Origin of the sequence: Undibacterium sp. KW1, from assembly GCF_009937955.1 — a bacterium.
GTDB lineage: Bacteria > Pseudomonadota > Gammaproteobacteria > Burkholderiales > Burkholderiaceae_D > Undibacterium.
This window is the reverse complement of record NZ_AP018439.1, coordinates 4785758-4805011: the sequence shown is the minus strand read 5'-3', so window position 1 is coordinate 4805011 and position 19254 is coordinate 4785758. Positions and strand designations below refer to the sequence as shown.

Below are 19254 nucleotides of genomic sequence, written 5' to 3'. Positions count from 1 at the left end.
CAGACTGTAGGGCGCATTGTAATGCGCCGCATGTGAGCGTCGTGCACGGCGACAATGATTCATTTGAGCAGATGGCAATTTCATACGGCGCATTTCGACAATGAACACCTACCCTGTTGCACCTGGCATCTGAACTTGCTTTATATGATGACGGGCTTGCATCGCCCGGAATTGCTGCGCTTGACTAATCTGTCAAGCGCAGCAAAAAACGCCCCCAGGCCCGGACATTGTCTCCCTCTGCCCAACAATCATTGATAAAATGCGCGCTGTTTTGCGCGATGGGTTTGCGATTGCTTGCCAGTAATTTTGCTCCCTGTCGTCATTCTCATACTCGTATTAAAAACCATAAAACTGATACGTCCATCTACGCATGTGCACCTGCAAGGCCATGCGTGCAGGTTTGTATTCACATAAAACAAAAAGCCCGCGCGCCATGATAGAGGCATGCGCAGGCACTTTAACCCGGGAAGGTTTGCACCATGTTTCGTTTTTTATCCATGCTTCTGGTACTTGGCGTTGTGGCCAAGGTTGTCTATACGATGAACAAGGGCGACATCAAGGCAGCATCCGATGATGTAGAGATTAAAGCTCAATTTGACAAGGTGCAGCAAAAATTGCCGATGACACTGGAGAACGGTATCCGTATCGACAAGGCAGAGTACGTTGACCGCGTGGCCCGCATGTATGCCACAGAAGCATTCAAGTTTGAAGCGACTGACAGCCAGAAAGAGAAATTCAAAAAAGAGATGGTCGCATCCTATTGCAAGGGGAATATGCAGCCGTTTTACAAAGCCAAGGCCAGGGTCGAATACAACTTTAAAACGCAACCACATTCACTCAATGACCTCTCCAGCGAAACCTGGAAAGTGATGCTGGAACCGGCTGATTGCAGGTGATACCAGGCTATTGCATATAACCCACCTAGGTACGATTAGCAGCGCGTAATCGTACGCATGATATGTCTGCGAAATTACGGTTTTTCAAAGATTGAACAGAATGAATTACCTTCTCAATGAGATGTCGTTCCCCGGGAAAGCAATGCATAAAATTTTTAATCTTAACGACTGGCAAACGCTGACATGCGTACGATTACGCTTGCGCTAATTGTACCTACGTCACTAATTGAACCTGCGTCATGACGCTAAGAGCTTGTTATTTTCCAGCTTGGTAAGGAAGCGTTTCATATGCGGGTCAGTGCGCTCAATTGGAACTTCGTCAAACGGAAACCAGCGTGCATCCCTAAACTCAGCTTCGTCAAATTTGAAGCTGTGGTGACGGCTGGCGCGTACTACGTACCATAGCGAAACATCGGTATGTCCGGCCGTGAGCCCAACAGTCGTCGTGATGGTCACGAATAGAGGTGGCTCTATGGGATGTGATGCGACAAAGCCGAGTTCCTCTTCCAATTCACGATCGACTGTGACACGCGGGTGTTCTCCTGGCTCAACATGGCCACCTGGTGGAAGCCACAACTGCGCATTCCTGTGATCGACCAGCAGGACATGCCCGTTATCTACAACGACAACATAGGATACAAGATGCATGGGCGGCGTGGCTGGCTTTGCTACGCGGCACAAATCAGTTCCGGAGTCTATCCATGCAAGGCAACGAGAAATATCATCACGCTCGATGGCGTCGATGGGAGTGATAGAAATAACTTCATCTCTGATTTGCTTGCGCATAGTAGCCTTGGTTTGTAGTCCGCGTAGGTACGATTAGCAGCGCGTAATCGTACGCATGATATGTCTGAGAAATTACGGTCTTTCAAAGACTGCGCGGAATGGAATACCTTCTCGATGAGATATTGTTCCCCGGAAAAGCAATGCATAAAAATTGAAATCTTAACGACTGGCAAACGCTGACATGCGTACGATTACGCTTGCGCTAATCGTACCTACATCCTGTATTGCTCAGAGCGACGGCATTTTCATCGCCGTCATGGGTGGTTCTGGTTTTTCCAGCAGGGCAGTGACAGCTTTCACAAACGCATCCTTGTCCGGCACTGGCCCCAGGCCGTAATTGCTGCGGCAGCCGTCCTGTATGCCAGTCAGCATGGTGAAGGCTTTGCCGCCGCGCGGCATGGTGCTGTATTCAAGGCTGAAGGTCTGGTAGCCAGAATCCTGGTCGCCTGGGGCGATGGCCATGAAGTGGGCTTCTCCTCTGGCGATGGCCCTGGGCATCTGTATCGTGATCAGCTCTTTGCCGGATGGGGTTTTGTCCGTAAACACGGCGATACCGCGGCAGGGTACGATCTTGTTGGCGTCGCTGATATTGCTTTTGCCAAAATTAACCCAGATGCGGGTGACGATAGCAGTGCCATCCTGCTTGAGGCTGGCAACAAAACTGGCGGCACCCTCACCCTGCAACAGGCGTGGCAAGACGACTCGTGTCATGGTCCAGTGGTGTTCGCGGCTTTCCTGCTCGCTGCTGTTGCCAGCTTCACCATCTTCACCGTCTTCAACTTCGTCATTGACGGTACGGATCTGCACCACATCCTTTTTCCACAATACCAGGGCATTGATTAAAAACCCCAGGGCAAAGGGTATACTGATCCACAGGCTGATTGGTTCAAGCACTTTTTTGGCCGGGAACATGCTTTTCACTGCCATCAGCAAAAACAGCAAATTCAGCAGCACCGCAAGCAGGCGCCTGAGTCTGCTGCTGCCCTCTGAGCAAGCCCTGAGAGAAACGCCTACCGGTATCATGAACATCATGATGGACAACATGTCTGCGCTTGCATAGTTGGGGCGGAACAAATACGCCAGGAAGCGGATGACGCAATACAGCACCAGCAGCAAATTGGCGAAAAAGGCGATGCTGATAAGTGGATGGTTGATGCTGACTTTTTCTGTCGTGGGCATGGGTAATCTGCTGGTAAGACCTGGTCAGGATGGGAATGTCCGGGCGTATTTTACCGGACGCACATCGCCTGAGCTACTGCGATATCAGTTTTGGAAGGATGCAGGATCAGTATGAGGTGAGGCGCAGGGTGCGCCGTGCGCACCGATCTCTGGCGAGAGTAATATCAACTACAGCAGTATCAACTACCGCAAGATAATCCTATGACGATGCACCGGTGCGCACGGCGCACCCTACTCAATGACGCGACATGGCTATCGATGTTAAGCCTTGACTATATGGCGCATCCCAGTTGATGGAATGCGCCAGCGATACTCAATTCGTATGGAAAGACTCAAAAAACGCTGCAATCTTGGGTGAATTGGCCATCTCCTTTGGTGCGCCCGCTTCGATGATGTATACGGTTTTTCCGACGAGGAAGAAATCCACCTTCTTCACCGCGCCAGGGGCAGACAGGGTGACGCTGCGTCCGGCATTGCCCTCTACCTGTATGCTGTTTTCGTTGATGACGCTGATCTTGCCCTTGCCCTGGCCTACCATGCCTGCCTTGATCGTATCCAGGAAATAGGTGGGGTCGGCGGGCCTGACGGCGAGGTCAAAAGACGTGATCGCATACTGTATCTTGCCAGAGGTCACGGAATAGGTATGATTATTGAACACACCTTCGGCCGCTGGCGCCTCTTGTTCAATTGGCGTGCCCGGCATGCTGATGGAATAGCGGTTGTCAGGCGGTGAAAACTCGGCGACGGGCTCTTCTTTTGGTGGCTTGATGATTTTGCCTGACACCGCAAACAGACATGCCGTCAGGGCGAGGCTGACCAGGAAGATATTGCGCAAGTCATGGTTATCATCCGGTATCGCTTCACGCGCACCGAGAAAGCCGACCCTGTAACCATCTTCCTTGATACGCGCAGTGGCCTTCATGTTATAGGACACCATCAGGATGATATTCACCAGCGGTATAAAAGACAGGATGAACATGAAAAGCGTCTTGACAGCCGACCAGCCAAAACCACCAGCCAAACGGAAAAAACCGAGCAGGCTGGAGAAGATGGTCATCAGGCCCAGACAGCATAAGCCCAGTATTTCTACGCGGCTGGAGAAGTCCATACTCTTTGCCCAGGCAGCCAGGACAAAGTAGAACAAGATACCCAATATCAACAGGCGCTGGCCTATGGCAAGGCGGCCCACGTCATGGCCATCGGCGCACGCGTATTGCACAGACGATACGCTGTCTGCCAGGGTATTGCTGCGCTCACCCTCATTGCGGCTGCCTGCACTGGCCGCCGCGCTGCTTTTTGCTGCGGCAGCGCCCGCAGCCACGGGCATCACCATATCGCTGCGACTAAAAATCCAGTTATATACCGGCCGCTTGATGGTAAACACCGAAGCCTTGGCCGTAATGGCGATAGAAACCAGCATGCTGTCGGTGCGCATGCAACAGATCAGCAGATGGCTTTCTTCAGTGTCGCCAGGCTGTATGCCCTTGTATTCGGCCACGATGCCCTGGACGCGGCTGCCCCAGTTCTCTCCCTTGATGACAGTGGGCTTGGCGACCTGCTTGAAGTGCGGCATCTCTTTATCGACAATGTGCAGGCGCATGCCCACCCATTTTTCTATGGAGATGCCTTCGCGCGCAAAACCATTTGCTTCGAGTTTGGTGCCTGTGGCCGCGTCCAGCAAATGCAGCGAGCGGCTGTTCTTGACCTCTCTCCAGCTACCCGGCGCATAAAACTCCAGCCCCAGATGGGCATTGCGAAATTCTTTGGGGTTGAGGTAAGAAATATCATGCCCCGTCAGCTCTTGCTGGCTAGGCGGCGTTGGTGATTGCGATTGCGGCGGTGGCGCAGCAGCAGAAGCAGGAGCAGAAGTAGAAGCAGCAGGCGCTGCTTTTTTGGCGACTGGCTCATCCCATTCTTCAAGACTCAATGTGCCTGCATTGACATTGATCTCAGGGAAGGGAGTAGCAGAGGTGTTCCGGTTCGGCGGGTCAAATGTCATGGGTGATCTGTGAGGCAGTTAGGCTGGGATGTCGCCGTAGCGAAGCATGGATTAGAACATTGCCGCGTGAATTGTGTCAAATTGTTTCACTGCTTTGCAAAACGACAAAATTTCTCTGTGGGAATATTGCTTGCAGGCTTTGCTTCTGCGGGGGATGTAGGGGCAGGTTGACGGCGATGCGTGCAAGAAGATCATGGCAGGGCGCATTGCAATGCGCCGCATATGGGCGTCATGCACGGCGTTGGAGATTTATGTGAACGGGACCATAGGTTCATACGACACATCGCGTGAATATGGCATGTATGTGCCACCCGATCTCAGGCCGTATCCTGTACAAATCTTTCAGCAATCTCTTTGGGTTTTCTCTGTGTCTCTGTGCCTCTGTGGTGAGTGGTCTTCAGAGAGCATCATATACGGCGATGATGATTTGCGGGAGCGGCGGCCTGATGTCAGAAGTAGGGTGCGCCGTGCGCACCGTTTGATGGTCCTGGCAATATTAATGTACGGCTATGCAGCGGTGCGCACGGCGCACCCTACTGGATTGCTATCGTTTTTTTTAAATGACGGCTATGGCAACAATTCTGTTACGCCTCCACCGCCTCCACCAGCATTTCATCCACCACCCAGGTCTGCAACCAGCCGCCTATCTCACCGGCGATCTCTGGATTATTTTCTGCCGCCTGTTCACAGACATCGGCAAAGCGCCTGCCTGCACCCAGTTGCGCCAGCGCCTGCGCTTCTGCTGCGCTCAAGGACCTGAAATGCGCCTGCAACTGCTTGCGCCAGACTATCCAGGTCGTTGCCTGCTGTGTTGATACCGGATCGGGCGGGGCGCTGTCTTCATTCAGGGCCAGCCAGATCGCCACGCTGTTCCACTGCATGGGGATGAATTGCAAAGAGCCGCTGGTGCGCAAAGCCACGGTTTCCCAGTCTTGCACGCTTGCCAGATCAGGCAGGCTCAGGATGGCGTGATCAGGCGCATCAAAGGCCAGGCCCAGCGCCCATTCAAACTGTGCCAGTTCGGCGACTTGCGGGTGTTCGACAAACTGCGTGCGCAACTGCTCTGCAAATGCATCACCAAACCAGCGCAGATTGCGGTACGACGAAGGGTGGGCGTCTATGTAGGTCGCGCACGCCTGGGAAAACAAATCATCACCAAGATAAGCATGGGTCTTGCCGTAAGCCTCGGATAAGGCATCGCGCAGGCGCAGGCGGTAAGCCTGGTAATAAATATCCAGCCTGGCATCACGCCCCAGGCCTGGTGTCTCGGCCAGGTGCTTGTGCATGCTGAGCGCATCACGCTGGCCTAAAATAAATTGCTGGAAATCCGTTTGCAGGGTTTGCGTGGTATTCATCATCGTCACGTTTTTTTGTCAGCTTCATGCCGCGATAGCTGGTGAAAGTATGTCAGCGCAAATACGGCGAGCTTGCTCCAACTCTGCCACCAGTTCGGCCAGCGGCGGGATATTGTCATCGCGCTCTATCATGCTCGGCACCGCACCAAAGCGGCGTATTGCCTGCGCATACAAGTCCCACACCGGGTCGGCAATCGGTTGGTCATGGGTATCAACGATATGCGTGCCGTGGTCGCTATGGCCTGCGAGGTGGATTTGCTGCACGCGGTTCAGCGGTATGCCGCGCAGATAGTCCATCGCATCAAAGCCATGGTTGATACTGCTGACATAGATATTATTCACGTCCAGCAAAATCATGCTGTCAGCCTGTTCTGCAATGGCCGCGACAAATTCCCACTCAGGCATGCTGTCGCTGCTGTATTGCAGATAGCTGGATACATTCTCCAGCACCAGCCTGCGCCCCAGCACATCCTGCACGCAACGCACATTGTTGACCACGAGCTTGATGGTTTCTTCGTTATACGGTAGCGGGAACAGGTCATGCATATTCTTGCCATGCACACCCGTCCAGCAGATATGGTCAGATACCCACATCGGTTCAACTCTGTCCATCAACTTCTTCAAGTCACGCAGGTAGTCATCCGACGGGCCTTCGGGTGTACCGATGGACATCGATACGCCATGCATGACGACAGGGTAATCAGCGCGTATGGCATCGAGCATCGCCAGCGGCTTACCACCGGGCACCATATAGTTTTCAGACAAAATCTCGAACCAATCGACTGCCGGTTTATCGGCCAGTATGGACAGATAATGGTCGGTACGCAAACCCAGGCCAAAGCTGGAAGAGGTGAGGGGATTTGTCATGATGAAGATATATGGAGTGAAAACAGAAAATGCGCCAGCCTGAGAGTCGGCCAGCGCATTTCATCGATTAAGCTGGATTATTTATCCAGATCAATGATCTTGCCGCCTTTGGCCAGGCATTGACCAGCAGCAGTTGCTACAAAACCATGGCCTTTGCAAGAATTTTGGCCTTTGCATGCGTTTTCTGCTGTTTTGCAGTCGCTAGTACCTTTGCAGCTATTGATGCCAGCACAATGTACCTTGTCACCGGCGCTGATGGTGCTTGTAGCAGCAACAGCAAAACCAGACAAAGCCAGAGTAGCGGCAGCAGCAGCGATCAGGGCGCCAGTTTGGATAGATTTTTTCATGATGTGTTCTCCGTAAAATATAAAATAAGTGAAGGTAATTAGAACTCATTTCATAAATAGGGTGAGATGCGTTTGCCTCATAGCGTGGGCTGGCAAGGCGGACGAGGCAGTCAATAGCTTTGCCTATTGATAACGAGTCCAACGCTGTCCAGCACGCGCTATGAGGTAAACCCTCCGGGAACTGACGATTTGGGCGCATTGCGGCGTTGTGGCCCTCGCTAAGGCAGGAGCCTTAGCAGCGGACCACGCCTTGCACTGCATCCCAAATCGTCTTGTTCGCACTCATCCTATTTATGAAATGAGTTCTAAATACTGCCAACGACTTTTGAAACATGATTGAAAGTCAAACCAAGTCCTTTGCTTGCCTTGCTGTAAGCATCAACAAGCAGAACTTAAGCATCAGTCGGACGGATTTCAGATTACTTACACTTCTTTTTAAATATTTTTAAAAAACTTTGAAAGACATCAATGAGGGGGGCGGGGTGCGCCGTGCGCAGCAATAGATGCTGTACGTCAATATTGATAAGGAGCTGAGCCGGTGCGCACGGCGCACCCTGCAAAATGCTCATGCTGTGTATCAAGGCCATCGCCGTGGGGCGGATTGCAATGCGCCGCATGTATGCGTTGTGCATGGCACAGATTTTTTCCAGGCTCTTGGCTCAGCGTAATCGCACGCATGTCAGCAAAATTCTGCTTTTCTCGAAGTTTGTTTTCTCGGGAAATTGTAGAGTAAAATCTTTTTCTTCCGGCAGTTCAGAACAGGGCAGCTTGATGTGTTTCTGTAATTTTCTGGCCGAACATACGTACGATTACGCTGCGCTAATCGTACCGACGGCACTTCGAACTTGATCCATCCCTATTTAATAAAACAGAGCCCAGAGTTCATGAACGATAGCGTAACTCAATGTGCCAATTGCGGCGCTCGTCTGGCTACGCCGAATATGGTTTGCCCACATTGCGAACCAGAATTTTTAGCACCAAACACGGCACAGCATACCGGCAAGTACCGCTGCCCGGATTGCGCCTGCCGTTTTGACCAGGTTGGCACTGGACTATGGCCGCCCAATGTGAAATGGTACCGGCCACAATCTTATAAGCCGCAATGCCCACATTGTCAGGCTTTTCTAAGGGACCGGACTATTCCGTACAGGAGCAGGGCAGAATTGACTGCGCTTCCGCTTCTCATCATCGCGTCTGCTTTCTCCCCCTGGCGACCCGGTACGCAGGTTGTCCTGCTGGCTCTGCTGATGGTAGTAGAGTTTATAAGCTGGCGGGCATTAAAAAAGTCAGTTTTTGCGGAAGAGGACAGATATCTCAGTGACAAACCTGGGGCGCCAATGTAATCGACGGGGCGCAATCGCACCTAGCCCGTAGCCAGTAGGGTGCGTCTTGACGTACCGTTTTTCTTCACGTTGTTGATTATTGGTGATTTGGTGCGTTGAAATGCACCCTACAGAAAAACCACACCAGATATTCGCCATATTTGCGGCGACATCTGTCTGGAAAAATTTCATTCCCCAAACCCTAATTGATAGCTTGCCCAGCATGTAAAAACGTAAGCGACTAGCGCCAGCATCATTACTAACCAAACTGGTGGTGGCCAATCGACGTACCTGTCGAGAAATTGGCGGCTGATGTCCATTTTCAAAAACAGTGTCAACGGTATTTCTCCGACGAAGCCAGCGCCAAGATAAAAGCCTGCAGACTGTTCCCAAAAAGATGCTCTTGCTTTTTTCATTATGATCCTGGCCGCTTATCTTCTGAAAGATATCTTACGCTCTCAAATTCCTGCCTGCAACCAAAACAGCCCGTAGGGTGCGTCTTGACGCACCGTCTTTCTTCACGTTGTTGATTATTGGCGATTTGGTGCGTTGAAACGCACCCTACAGAAAAATCGCACCATGCAGAGGTAGGGCATTGCAATGGGCCCTACGTCACGGTGATGGTGCAGTTCAGCGCAGATCAATGCCCTGGTCTCAGGCGTCCGCCGAGCTTTCAGCTGTTTGATCCGCTTGCTTTGCTGCTGCAATAATCCAGTCCCTGAACACCTGTACATCAGCGCGTGGTGTAGTGGATTCAACGATGAGCCAGTAGGCATAGTCGCTGTTGCCCAGGCGCGGGTCTTCGAGGGCTACCAGGCGGCCATCCTTGAGCATGGGTTGCAGCAGTGCGGCGCGGCCCAGGGCTATGCCATGGCCTTCAAGCGCGGCGTGGATGACCTGGTCGTACTGGTTCAGGTGCAGGTAGGCCTTGGGTTTGGCGTCGGGTTTGATGCTGAGCAGGCCGGTGGCGCTCAGCCAGTCTGACCAGCGCAGCCAGGGCAGGGCGCGTTCATCAAGTTCGAGCAAGACTTCCCTGAGCAAGCCCTCAGGCTCGCCAAAGGCGCGGGCGGCGATGGCGGGGCAGGCTACCGGCATGATTTTTTCACCAAACAGCCTGATCGCCTGCGCTGGCACATCCGCCGCGCGGGCATAGCGTATCGCCATGTCCAGACCTTCTTTCTTCAGGTCCAGCATGCGGTTGTCGGCAGATACCCGCACATCGATATTGGGATGCGCCGCCTGAAAAGCACCGAGCATGGGCAAAATCCACAAGCCAGTCACGCTGACTGCCGATGTCATGGTGACCGGGCGCGACTGCAACTGTTGCCGCTGCGAAGCTGAAAATTCAGCGAGTTGATCCAGCCACGGCGAGGCCAGTTTTAGCAATTGTTCACCCGCCGGGGTCAGGGCGATGGCGCGGTGCTTGCGTATCAGCAGTTTGCTGCCCAGATGTTCTTCCAGGCTTTGTATCTGGCGGCTGACGGCAGATTGCGTCAGACACAGGTCTTCTGCCGCAACGGTGATGCTCATGCGCCGGGCGACGGCAACAAAACCACGGATGGCATCCAGCGGCGGCAGGTGGAGTAGCGGGTTACTCATGAATTTAGTTCATACGACACATGTGTAAATTGCGTTTGTAGTTGGTAGGCTTGTCTATAAAATGGGGGGCAGGACTATACTCACAGCCATTTTATCGCAGGAAGCTAAAACTTGTTGCCTGGCTGCCAGCAACCTTACTTGAATTGCTTACCATGACCACTATCACCATGCCCAGGCTGTTCAGTCATTTCCCCGCACAACGCCCCGTCCTGACTGCCCTGGCACTGTCGCTGGGGGCGGCAATTGCACTGGGCCTGTCGCGCTTTTCTTACGGCCTGCTGCTGCCACCCATGCGCGCCGACCTAGGCTGGTCTTACCTGCTGGCCGGGGTGATGAATACCGGCAATGCCCTCGGCTATTTTTTAGGTGCACTGATTACGCCCCTGCTGATGCGGCGCTATCGTGCGCATAGCCTGTTGACTGGCGGCGCGGTGCTGACGGGCATATTCATGCTGGTGTCCGGCATGGTCACTGCCACCGGGTTTTTGCTGTTGCAACGCATACTCGCGGGCATATCGAGCGCACTGATTTTTATTGCGGGTGGCGTATTGATTTCGCGCCTTGGTGGCTTGCATGCGGCACGGGCAGGTTTATTGATAGGCCTTTATTACGGTGGCACTGGTTTTGGCATTACCCTGTCTGCCTTGCTGGTACCTGCCACCTTGGCTGCTGCACAGGCGCAGCATGTCGAACATGCCTGGCAATGGCCGTGGCTGGCGATGGGCGCTGCCTGCCTGCTGGCAACCATAGTCATGAGCCTGCCCATCAGGGCGATACAGGATTTGCCAGGGCAGGCTGGTGCCAAAAGTGCGTTCAGCATCAAGGCGTTTGGCTTTGGTCTGGCAGGTTATTTCATGTTTGGTGCCGGCTATATAGGTTATATGACCTTTGTCGTCGCGCTGTTGAAAGAACAGGGCATGCCAGCGCCAGCCATCACTGGCTTTTATTCCCTGCTGGGGCTGGCCGTGCTGGCTTCATCACGCATCTGGGCAGGCATGCTGGACCGCTACAAGGGCGGCCAGTCGCTCGCGATATTGACTGCGCTGGCGGGTGTCGCGGCCTTGCTGCCCGCACTGAGCAGCAATGTCTTTGCCGTGTTTGCGTCCGGCATTTTGTTTGGTGCGGTGTTCTTGTCCGCCGTTGCATCCACCACCGCACTGGTGCGGCACAACGCCAGGCCAGAAGCCTGGTCAGCAGGCATCAGCGCCTTCACCACCGTATTTGCGCTGGGCCAGATTGTCGGCCCCACCATCGTGGGCTGGATAGCCGACGGCCAGGGCGGGCTGGAACGTGGCCTGATATTCTCTGGCCTGACGCTGCTGGTGGGTGGCATTCTGGCGTGGCAGCAAAAGCCTGTGCAAAACGCCGATCACGAGTAGGGTGCGCTGTGCGCACCGCTGCATTAGCGTGTATTCGTATTGCCTAGACCATGAGCTGGTGCGCACGGCGCACCCTACAAAAACCGCCTGCTCGTTTTACGCAAGCAAATATTGTTAACTATGGATTTCACATCGCGTCCTGACCCAAGAATCGACAATCTTTTCTGTACCTGGCTCTCCGCATATTTCACACATGCTCAAGCTACGTTCTTCTATACTCTTAACGTAAGAGGCAAACGCACACCTGCGAGGAATAAGGTCAAAACGCAAGGAACCATATTTTTGATAGACTTGCTCTACCTGTACATCTGCAGGTAATTGATCAAATACGTCTTCTACCAATGGCAGCCAGCCTGCACCGCAGACTTCGTTGATCCAGCTCATGGCCCTTATTTTGTTCATCATGTCGCATGTCGCGTGATTTTTAAAAATTTAGTATATCTCAAGCGAAATTTTCATTTCCATGTTTTGATCCTGATTCAAAGGTGCGCACGGCGCACCCTAAAAAAAGGACAGCACACTCACGCGCGCCATCCCTGCAAGCACAACCAATATTTCGCTACCTTAACTATTCGCCGCCCTCGCCAACACTGGTTCATGCTCCTCATAAGCCTCATTCGCCGGCACACCACTGGCAACGGGCTCCTTGCCTTCTTCCCATTTCGCCACCACTGAGGTGGCAATGCTGTTGCCCAGTACATTGGTGGCAGTGCGCCCCATGTCGAGGAACTGATCTACGCCCATGATCAGCAAGAGGCCAGCTTCTGGCAGGTTGAACATGGGCAGCACTGCCGCCACTACCACGAGTGATGCGCGGGATACACCAGCCATGCCCTTGCTCGATACCATCAGCACCAGCAGGATGGTGATCTGCTGCGACAGGCTCATCTCTATGCCATACGCCTGGGCGATGAACATTACGGCAAAGGCCTGATACACCATGGAACCATCGAGATTGAAGGAATAACCCAATGGCAGCACAAAGCCGGTGATCTTGCTGCTGACGCCGAACTTTTCAAGTTGCTCTATGGTCTTGGGATAAGACGCTTCACTGCTGGCGGTAGAAAAGGCAATGATCATCGGTTCCTTGATCAGGCCCATCAGGCGGAATACCTCGCGCCCGAGGAACAGAAAACCTACTGCAATCAAAATCACCCACAACAAGGCCAGCGCCAGGAAGAAGCTGCCGAGGAACTTGCCATACGTGAGCACCACTTCCAGCCCTTGCACGGTGATTGCCGCAGCCACGGCAGCGAACACGCCTATCGGCGCAAAGCGCATGACATAGTCTGTGATCTTCAGCATGGTGTTGGCGGTTTCTTCTATCGCACTGACCAACACACGCGGGCCATTGCCTTTGAGTGAAGACAGGGCAAAACCAAAGAAGATGGAGAACACCAGGATCTGCAAAATCTCGTTATTGCCCATCGCCTCAAAGAAACTGCGCGGGAATACATGCGTCAAAAAATCCTTGAGGTTCAGCGAGCCAGTCGCCAGCTTGGTGCTCGCATTCACATCTGGCAAAGCCAGCGCCAGCGAACGGCCAGGTTCAAACAGGTTAGAGAACAGCAGGCCTATCGCCAGCGAAATCAAAGATGCGGTAATGAACCAGCTCATCGCCTTCAAGCCCACCCGGCCTATCGAGCCCGGCTCGCTATGCGCCATGCCCGCTACCAGAGTGGTGAACACCAGCGGTGCAATGATCATCTTGATCAGGCGTAAAAAGATGTCGGTGACGATGCTGAAGTAACCGGCAATGGTCTTGGCCTGCGCGGCATCTGCCGCATAGCGGTGGCAGATATAGCCAGTGATCAGCCCCAGCACCATGCCGGTGATGATCCATGTGGTTAGTCTGTTTTTTTTCATTTGTGTCTCCTCAGGTTTGTTTGCTCAAATTTTTTTGGTTGCGGTTGCGCCTTATTTCGTCATCAGCGCTTCGCTTATTTCCACCTGGCGTGGCATCGTCAGCCTTTGCGGTTGCAGGATTTCTTTCAGCTGCACTTCAGTCAGCAGTTTCTTTTCCAGCACCAGGCTATACACGCTCTTGCCACTCAGCAGGGCTTGTTGCGCGACTTCGGTGGCGGCGCTGTAACCTATGTAAGGGTTGAGGGCAGTGACGATGCCTATGGAGTTTTCGACGATTTCGCGCAGGCGTTCATGGTTGGCGGTGATGCCATCGACACAGCGTTCTGCCAGCACCATGCAGCCATTACTGAGGTGCGACACACTCTTGAACAGGCTGTGCGCGATGATGGGTTCAAAGGCATTCAACTGCAATTGCCCAGCCTCTGCCGCAAAGCTGATGGTGACATCATTGCCGATCACTTCAAAGGCAATCTGGTTCACCACTTCAGGTATCACAGGGTTGACCTTGCCCGGCATGATGCTGGACCCAGCCTGCACCGCAGGTAGATTGATTTCACCAAAACCCGCACGCGGGCCGCTGGACAACAGCCGCAAGTCATTGCACATCTTCGACAGCTTGACGGCAACACGTTTCAACACGCCCGACAACTGCACAAACGAACCTACATCCTGCGTTGCCTCAACGAGGTTGGGTGAAGTGCTGACCGGTATGCCAGTGATGTCCTGCAAAGCCTGGCAGGCCAGGCGCGCATAATCAGGGTGGGTATTGATGCCCGTGCCTATCGCCGTTGCACCGAGGTTGATCTCGCACATCAGCTTGGCCGCTTCGCGCAGGCGTTCCTGGTCTTCGTCTATCATGACTGCATAAGTGCTGAACTCCTGGCCCAGCGTCATCGGCACCGCATCCTGCAATTGCGTGCGGCCCATCTTCAGCACATCCTTGAATTCCAGCGCCTTGTTATGAAAAGATGTTTTCAATACCTCCATCGCACTCACAAGACGCAAGATGCCCTGGTAAGCTGCAATCCGCAAGGCCGTGGGATAAACGTCATTGGTACTCTGGCTCAGGTTGACCTGCTCATTCGGATGCAAGATATTGTAGCTGCCGCGCGCATAACCCAGCTCTTCGAGCGCGATATTGGTGATGACTTCATTTGCATTCATATTGGTAGAAGTACCCGCGCCACCCTGTATCACATCGACTACAAAATGCGCACGAAAGCCACCCTGGCGAATTTTTTCGCAAGCATTGATAATCGCTTTGGCATGTTCATCACTGACCAAGCCAAGGCCGCGATTAGCGACCACCGCCGCCTGCTTGACACTCGCCAGCGCCGCCACCAGCTCTGGGTAGCTGGAGATGGGCGTGCCCGTAATCGGGAAGTTTTCAATCGCGCGCAAGGTGTGCACGCCGTAATAAGCATCTGCCGGTACGGCACGGTCGCCGAGCAAATCGTGCTCTATCCTGGTCGCTGGTATGGACAAAATAAACTCCTGGTGGTTGGGTGGGTTTGGTTTGCATGTATGGCACCGGCCATGAAAGGCAGATGAATACACTTCGCAACGCAGTGTAGATAATTAAGACGGCCTACTTATTCTGATTACGCATACTTTGATGCGGTGGCGGCATGTGGGGGGAAATGGCAGGGTTTGCTACAGGAGTAGTGGTGGCGGTGGAAAATAATTTTCAGGTGTAAGGAAGTACGGTTTTCACGCCGGAAGAGCAGGGCGCGCCGTGCGTACCATTTATACCCTGTAATGCGGGCAGGCCCGAAGAGGCTGATTGTCTCTGGTAGCCAGGCACCCGGTGCATTGCAGCGTTCCGGATGCCCGCATCACTACCTGATGATAAATGGGAATCTACGGCAAATCTCAATGCACGTAGTTATACAACTGCGTCATTGAAACTTTCACGTTTTCCAGTGACCCTACAATGACATAAGACCTGAAGTGATAGGTGCCAGATGGATTGTAGATGCGAAATACATTATTCCATTTCACCGTATCTGGAAACCTGAAGCGACCATAGCCAAGGCCTGCGAACGTAGGTTGTGGCGCTTCTGGCGAATAAATCCCCATTGCCCATCCACCATCTGGCGTAGAAAAAATGACGGGCAGATTTTGCTCACCAGGCCCATCGCTTAGCGGGGCTTCCATGACGGCGTTGTTCCTGACATCGAATGTATAGAACTTGGAAAACTCTGGCGGCATATAACCTGTCAGGGCCTCAAATACGCCGAAAGAATGTGTTTCATTACTCGGGATGGTAAATTGCGTCAGATACTCAATCACATGCGGCATGTTGGGCAGACCAATGGTGATCCGCTTGTTGAGAATATGATTGGAAACCTGGTTCCCTCCTACCGGATACCAGAATGCCATCCTGGTCTGTGTCGCCAGCACATTGCTGGTTGCCCATTCTCCTTGCAGGATACTGCTGCTCGCGCTTGGATTGACGCCGTTATACGGTACCGCTGCGCCAGCTTCGGTTGGATTAAAACTTTCCCCTAAATTGTCAAACGATGAAGCGGATTGCAGTTGCCGGCCATGATCATAGTCGTTGATGAATTCCTTACCTCTCCATGTCAGTGAACAGACGGCACCGGCATCGTAAGAGCAAGTCCTGATGGTGATTGGCCAAGGGCCAGCCATCGCCGAGATGGTTTGATCTGCACTTGCCTGGGGCAGCAAAAACAGATTGGCACAAAGTGCCAGCAGAGCCGGGGCAAAGTAGCGCTTGCGGTCTGTTTTCTTGAACTTCGCTTCAGAACCCTTGGTGAGTTGATGTACTGTTGAAGTCATGGCATTTCCTTTTCGAGTGATAAATTGACCTGATTGACAAAATAAGACTTTCCAGATTGCAATAAAAATATAACATTAACATCAAATATATTAATAAAAATTTAACTTAGTTACACTTATTACATTGTTTGGAATAAGTTGCGCTAAAGTGGATGAAGATTGAACCTAATCGCCACGTACTGGCTTGCGCCTTGCGATTGCTCCCGGAACTGTGACGACGGGACGCAGGTGTGTAACTACCGCCCCCCTTTATTCGCAGGCAGCCTTCAGTAAAAAGTAGACGGGTTTATAATGTCTGCACGGCCATGCAAGATAAACGCGAGTGCAGAAAAAACAGAGAAAGCAGACTAACATGCCATATGGATTTACCTTGTTTATATTGGGGGTGATTTGCGGATGGGTGACTGAGTTGCGGGCACGACGTTACCATCCAGATATCATGCATGCTTCCGTGCAGTACGCAGACCGATTGTATCGCCATGGCACTTTCGAATATCTTTTCTGGAAAAGCTCAATCAGGAAATTAACTTTGGTTTTTGAGCGCGAACCAGAGGAGGTGAAAGAGTGTGTCTCATCAATGAGAAAAACCGAATTGATGAGCTGGGCATTGGTGATTGTGGGAGCTGCCCTTATGATGTGGGGAGAGCGCTAAGGTGATTCACATTGCATGCGGCATGCGTACGATTACGCTAGGTAATCGTATCTACGTGGGCTCAATATCCGGTATCTTACAAGGCGCCTTACGGTCAGGAGAGTTAACCTGACATTGCTCTTTGATCCTTACCGAAGCAAAGTACGTAGCGCCCAAGTATAGATATTCAGGTCATCCAAGCGCAGGCTGGGGTCCATCTGTGCAAATTCGGTTCAGGCAAAGTGAAGCTGAGGATGTGTGCAATTACGTTGCGCGGTAGAAAAACTAGTGGTGGTTGACAATTGCAAGCTAGTGTAAATTTATCGCGTGGTGACACAAAAAATGGAGAAATGCATGGGATCCGCAACGCGCCGCCGCAAGAGTTTTCTACAAGAAAATCCGTTATGCATATTTTGCGGCGGAGTGGAAAAAGCCACAACAGTAGAGCATTGTCCTCCACGCGCTATGTTTCAAGGACGTAAATGGCCAGAGGGGTTCGAGTTTCCTTCATGCGCTGAATGCAATCATGGTTCTACAAACGATGATTTGTTAATAGCTGTACTAGCGCGTATAGGTCAAAACGATGGCCAGGGAGATCAGGATGGTGCACTTAGTGGTTTAGTTAAAAGTGCAAACCGGCAATACCCAAACCTTATTCAGAATATGAAACCAACAGCTTTGGAAGAACGTAACTTAAACAAGAGGTTGGGTATTAATCCAGTTTCTGGTCAGGCACATCAAGATATTGCTGCAATGAAGTTGCCAGATGTTTTCCATAAGGCAGTCGCTGTGCTGGCATCAAAATTAGTAAAAGGAGTTTATTATCAATACGTTGGCAAGGCGTTTCCTTTGGATGGTTGTCTTCTGATGAACTGGTTTACCAATGCGCAAATTTTTTTGCATGGAAATTATATTGTTTCTGATATTTTTAAATCTATTGATGGAGAAGTTCCTCCAATTGTACGTTCAGGGAAATACTTAGACGATCAATTTGAAATTAAGCTTTCAATCTCATCTGACAAAAATAGTTTTATGCTGCAAGTCTTATTTGGAAAGTCATTTGGATTTGTCGTTATTGGTTGCGTAGAAGCCGGGCGGTTGGAAACAAGATTGAATGATCTACGAGATCAGGCCAAAAGAGATGGTCCCTTTGTTATCCTTCAATCCCAATGTGAGACGAAATCGTGATTTGGTAGTTGTACGATTACGCTTGCGCTAATCGCACCTACGCTTATCCGGTTGCGAGCATTACCGTGATACAGGAGACATCGACAAATTCGTTACTCCCCCTGACGCCCACCCAGCGCCCCCCACAACTTCAGCAACACCGGATTCTTGTTATCCACCGCCCGGTACAGCCGTATGTCCATCTCCATAGCCCACTGCTCACCGCCAGCGCGTACGAGTTTGCCTTCTGCCAGTTCATTGGCGATGCTGCTCTGGGGTAGCCAGGCCAGGCCGTGGCCTTCGAGGGCCATGCGTTTTAATAGTTCGGCCATGTCGCTCTCGTAGGCATTCACAAAATAGCAGGGCTGGTCTGAGCGGGCCAGTACGCGCTCTACCACCCGGCCAAAGAAGGATGCCTTGATGTTGTTGAGGCGGGGAATGGGTTTGGCTTTGCTGCCGGGCAGGCTGTACAGGGCCGTGCCCTTGCGGCTGGGCACGGATACTGGCAAGACGACCTCGGTACCCAGGCTCACATATTCATAACGCAGGGCATCAAGTTCCACCGGCAGGTCGGCATGGTAGTAGGACAGCAGCAGGTCACAATTGCCTTCGACGAGGGACAGCACAGAATCATGCACATTTGCAGGCAGGATGCTGGCGTGGATTTCGCCCACTTGCGAGCGCACGCTCTTTAACCACATGGGAAAAAAATTCAGCGACAGTGTGTGGCCTGCAGAGATGCGCAGCAGGTTTTCATCCGGCCCGCGCACACGCAGTTGTGCCCGCGTATCGTTCAACAGGCGCATCGCCTCTTCTGCCGAGGCACTGAAGATTTTACCGGCTGGTGTCAGCACCAGGGGGTAAGTGCTGCGGTCCACCAGGTCGGCACCTACCCAGGCTTCCAGGCTGCGGATGCGGCGGCTCAGGGCGGACTGGGTCACATGCCTGTCGTCTGCCGCACGAGAAAAATTGCGTGTCTGCGCCAGGCTCAAAAAATCTTCCAGCCATTTGATGTCCATATCGTTCCCAATGCGTCCCCCAGCGCTTCCCCAAGCACTT

General features: G+C 52.4%; 17 protein-coding genes. 4 read left to right on the top strand and 13 right to left on the bottom strand.

Annotated features, from left to right (window positions below; translation table 11 throughout):
* The first annotated feature begins 479 nt into the window (after positions 1 to 479).
* On the top strand, positions 480 to 896 hold the full coding sequence (locus UNDKW_RS21495; protein ID WP_162060389.1) for a hypothetical protein: 417 nt from the start codon (positions 480 to 482) through the stop codon (positions 894 to 896).
* A gap of 237 nt (positions 897 to 1133) precedes the next feature.
* Here the strand turns inward: UNDKW_RS21495 and UNDKW_RS21490 are convergent, their stop codons facing one another.
* From UNDKW_RS21490 to UNDKW_RS21455, 8 genes are all read right to left on the bottom strand, one after another.
* A complete protein-coding gene (locus tag UNDKW_RS21490; protein ID WP_232063077.1) occupies positions 1134 to 1544 on the bottom strand; it encodes an NUDIX hydrolase in 411 nt (136 codons plus the stop codon).
* 366 nt (positions 1545 to 1910) lie between these two features.
* The gene (locus UNDKW_RS21485; protein ID WP_162060387.1) at positions 1911 to 2861 is read right to left on the bottom strand and encodes a hypothetical protein; all 951 of its coding nucleotides are present in this window, start codon (positions 2859 to 2861) and stop codon (positions 1911 to 1913) included.
* Positions 2862 to 3174: 313 nt separating this feature from the next.
* Positions 3175 to 4860: a hypothetical protein gene (locus UNDKW_RS21480; protein ID WP_162060386.1), complete on the bottom strand. Its 1686-nt coding sequence runs from the start codon at positions 4858 to 4860 to the stop codon at positions 3175 to 3177.
* Positions 4861 to 5444: 584 nt separating this feature from the next.
* Complete coding sequence (locus tag UNDKW_RS21475; RefSeq protein WP_162060385.1) at positions 5445 to 6215, bottom strand: DNA-binding domain-containing protein; 771 nt, start codon at positions 6213 to 6215, stop codon at positions 5445 to 5447.
* Between the two features lie 24 nt (positions 6216 to 6239).
* On the bottom strand, positions 6240 to 7082 hold the full coding sequence (locus UNDKW_RS21470) for a DUF692 domain-containing protein (RefSeq protein ID WP_162060384.1): 843 nt from the start codon (positions 7080 to 7082) through the stop codon (positions 6240 to 6242).
* Positions 7083 to 7159: 77 nt separating this feature from the next.
* Positions 7160 to 7429, bottom strand: a complete 270-nt coding sequence (locus UNDKW_RS21465; RefSeq protein WP_162060383.1) for a hypothetical protein — start codon at positions 7427 to 7429, stop codon at positions 7160 to 7162.
* 1510 nt (positions 7430 to 8939) lie between these two features.
* Positions 8940 to 9167, bottom strand: a complete 228-nt coding sequence (locus UNDKW_RS21460) for a hypothetical protein (RefSeq protein WP_162060382.1) — start codon at positions 9165 to 9167, stop codon at positions 8940 to 8942.
* 238 nt (positions 9168 to 9405) lie between these two features.
* Positions 9406 to 10350, bottom strand: coding sequence for a LysR substrate-binding domain-containing protein (locus UNDKW_RS21455; RefSeq protein WP_162060381.1), 945 nt, complete (start codon positions 10348 to 10350; stop codon positions 9406 to 9408).
* Positions 10351 to 10502: 152 nt separating this feature from the next.
* Between UNDKW_RS21455 and UNDKW_RS21450 the strand changes: the two genes are divergently transcribed.
* Positions 10503 to 11729, top strand: a complete 1227-nt coding sequence (locus UNDKW_RS21450; protein WP_232063076.1) for a YbfB/YjiJ family MFS transporter — start codon at positions 10503 to 10505, stop codon at positions 11727 to 11729.
* A 114-nt stretch (positions 11730 to 11843) separates the two neighbouring features.
* On the opposite strand, the gene UNDKW_RS21445 is transcribed toward UNDKW_RS21450, so the two are convergent.
* From UNDKW_RS21445 to UNDKW_RS21430, 4 genes are all read right to left on the bottom strand, one after another.
* Positions 11844 to 12131 carry a hypothetical protein gene (locus tag UNDKW_RS21445; RefSeq protein ID WP_162060380.1) on the bottom strand — a complete coding sequence of 96 codons (288 nt, stop codon included), beginning with the start codon at positions 12129 to 12131 and terminating at the stop codon, positions 11844 to 11846.
* Positions 12132 to 12293: 162 nt separating this feature from the next.
* Positions 12294 to 13595, bottom strand: coding sequence for a dicarboxylate/amino acid:cation symporter (locus tag UNDKW_RS21440; RefSeq protein ID WP_162060379.1), 1302 nt, complete (start codon positions 13593 to 13595; stop codon positions 12294 to 12296).
* Positions 13596 to 13646: 51 nt separating this feature from the next.
* A complete protein-coding gene (gene aspA / locus UNDKW_RS21435; protein ID WP_370529146.1) occupies positions 13647 to 15083 on the bottom strand; it encodes an aspartate ammonia-lyase in 1437 nt (478 codons plus the stop codon).
* Positions 15084 to 15467: 384 nt separating this feature from the next.
* Entirely contained in the window at positions 15468 to 16397 is a 930-nt protein-coding gene (locus UNDKW_RS21430) for a hypothetical protein (RefSeq protein WP_162060377.1), read from the bottom strand.
* Positions 16398 to 16749: 352 nt separating this feature from the next.
* Between UNDKW_RS21430 and UNDKW_RS21425 the strand changes: the two genes are divergently transcribed.
* Both UNDKW_RS21425 and UNDKW_RS21420 read left to right on the top strand, forming a co-directional pair.
* Positions 16750 to 17049 carry a hypothetical protein gene (locus tag UNDKW_RS21425; RefSeq protein WP_162060376.1) on the top strand — a complete coding sequence of 100 codons (300 nt, stop codon included), beginning with the start codon at positions 16750 to 16752 and terminating at the stop codon, positions 17047 to 17049.
* A 333-nt stretch (positions 17050 to 17382) separates the two neighbouring features.
* The gene (locus tag UNDKW_RS21420) at positions 17383 to 18216 is read left to right on the top strand and encodes a hypothetical protein (RefSeq protein WP_162060375.1); all 834 of its coding nucleotides are present in this window, start codon (positions 17383 to 17385) and stop codon (positions 18214 to 18216) included.
* A gap of 92 nt (positions 18217 to 18308) precedes the next feature.
* Here UNDKW_RS21420 and UNDKW_RS21415 read toward each other — a convergent pair whose 3' ends face one another.
* A complete protein-coding gene (locus UNDKW_RS21415) occupies positions 18309 to 19214 on the bottom strand; it encodes a LysR family transcriptional regulator (RefSeq protein ID WP_162060374.1) in 906 nt (301 codons plus the stop codon).
* Positions 19215 to 19254 lie beyond the last annotated feature (40 nt).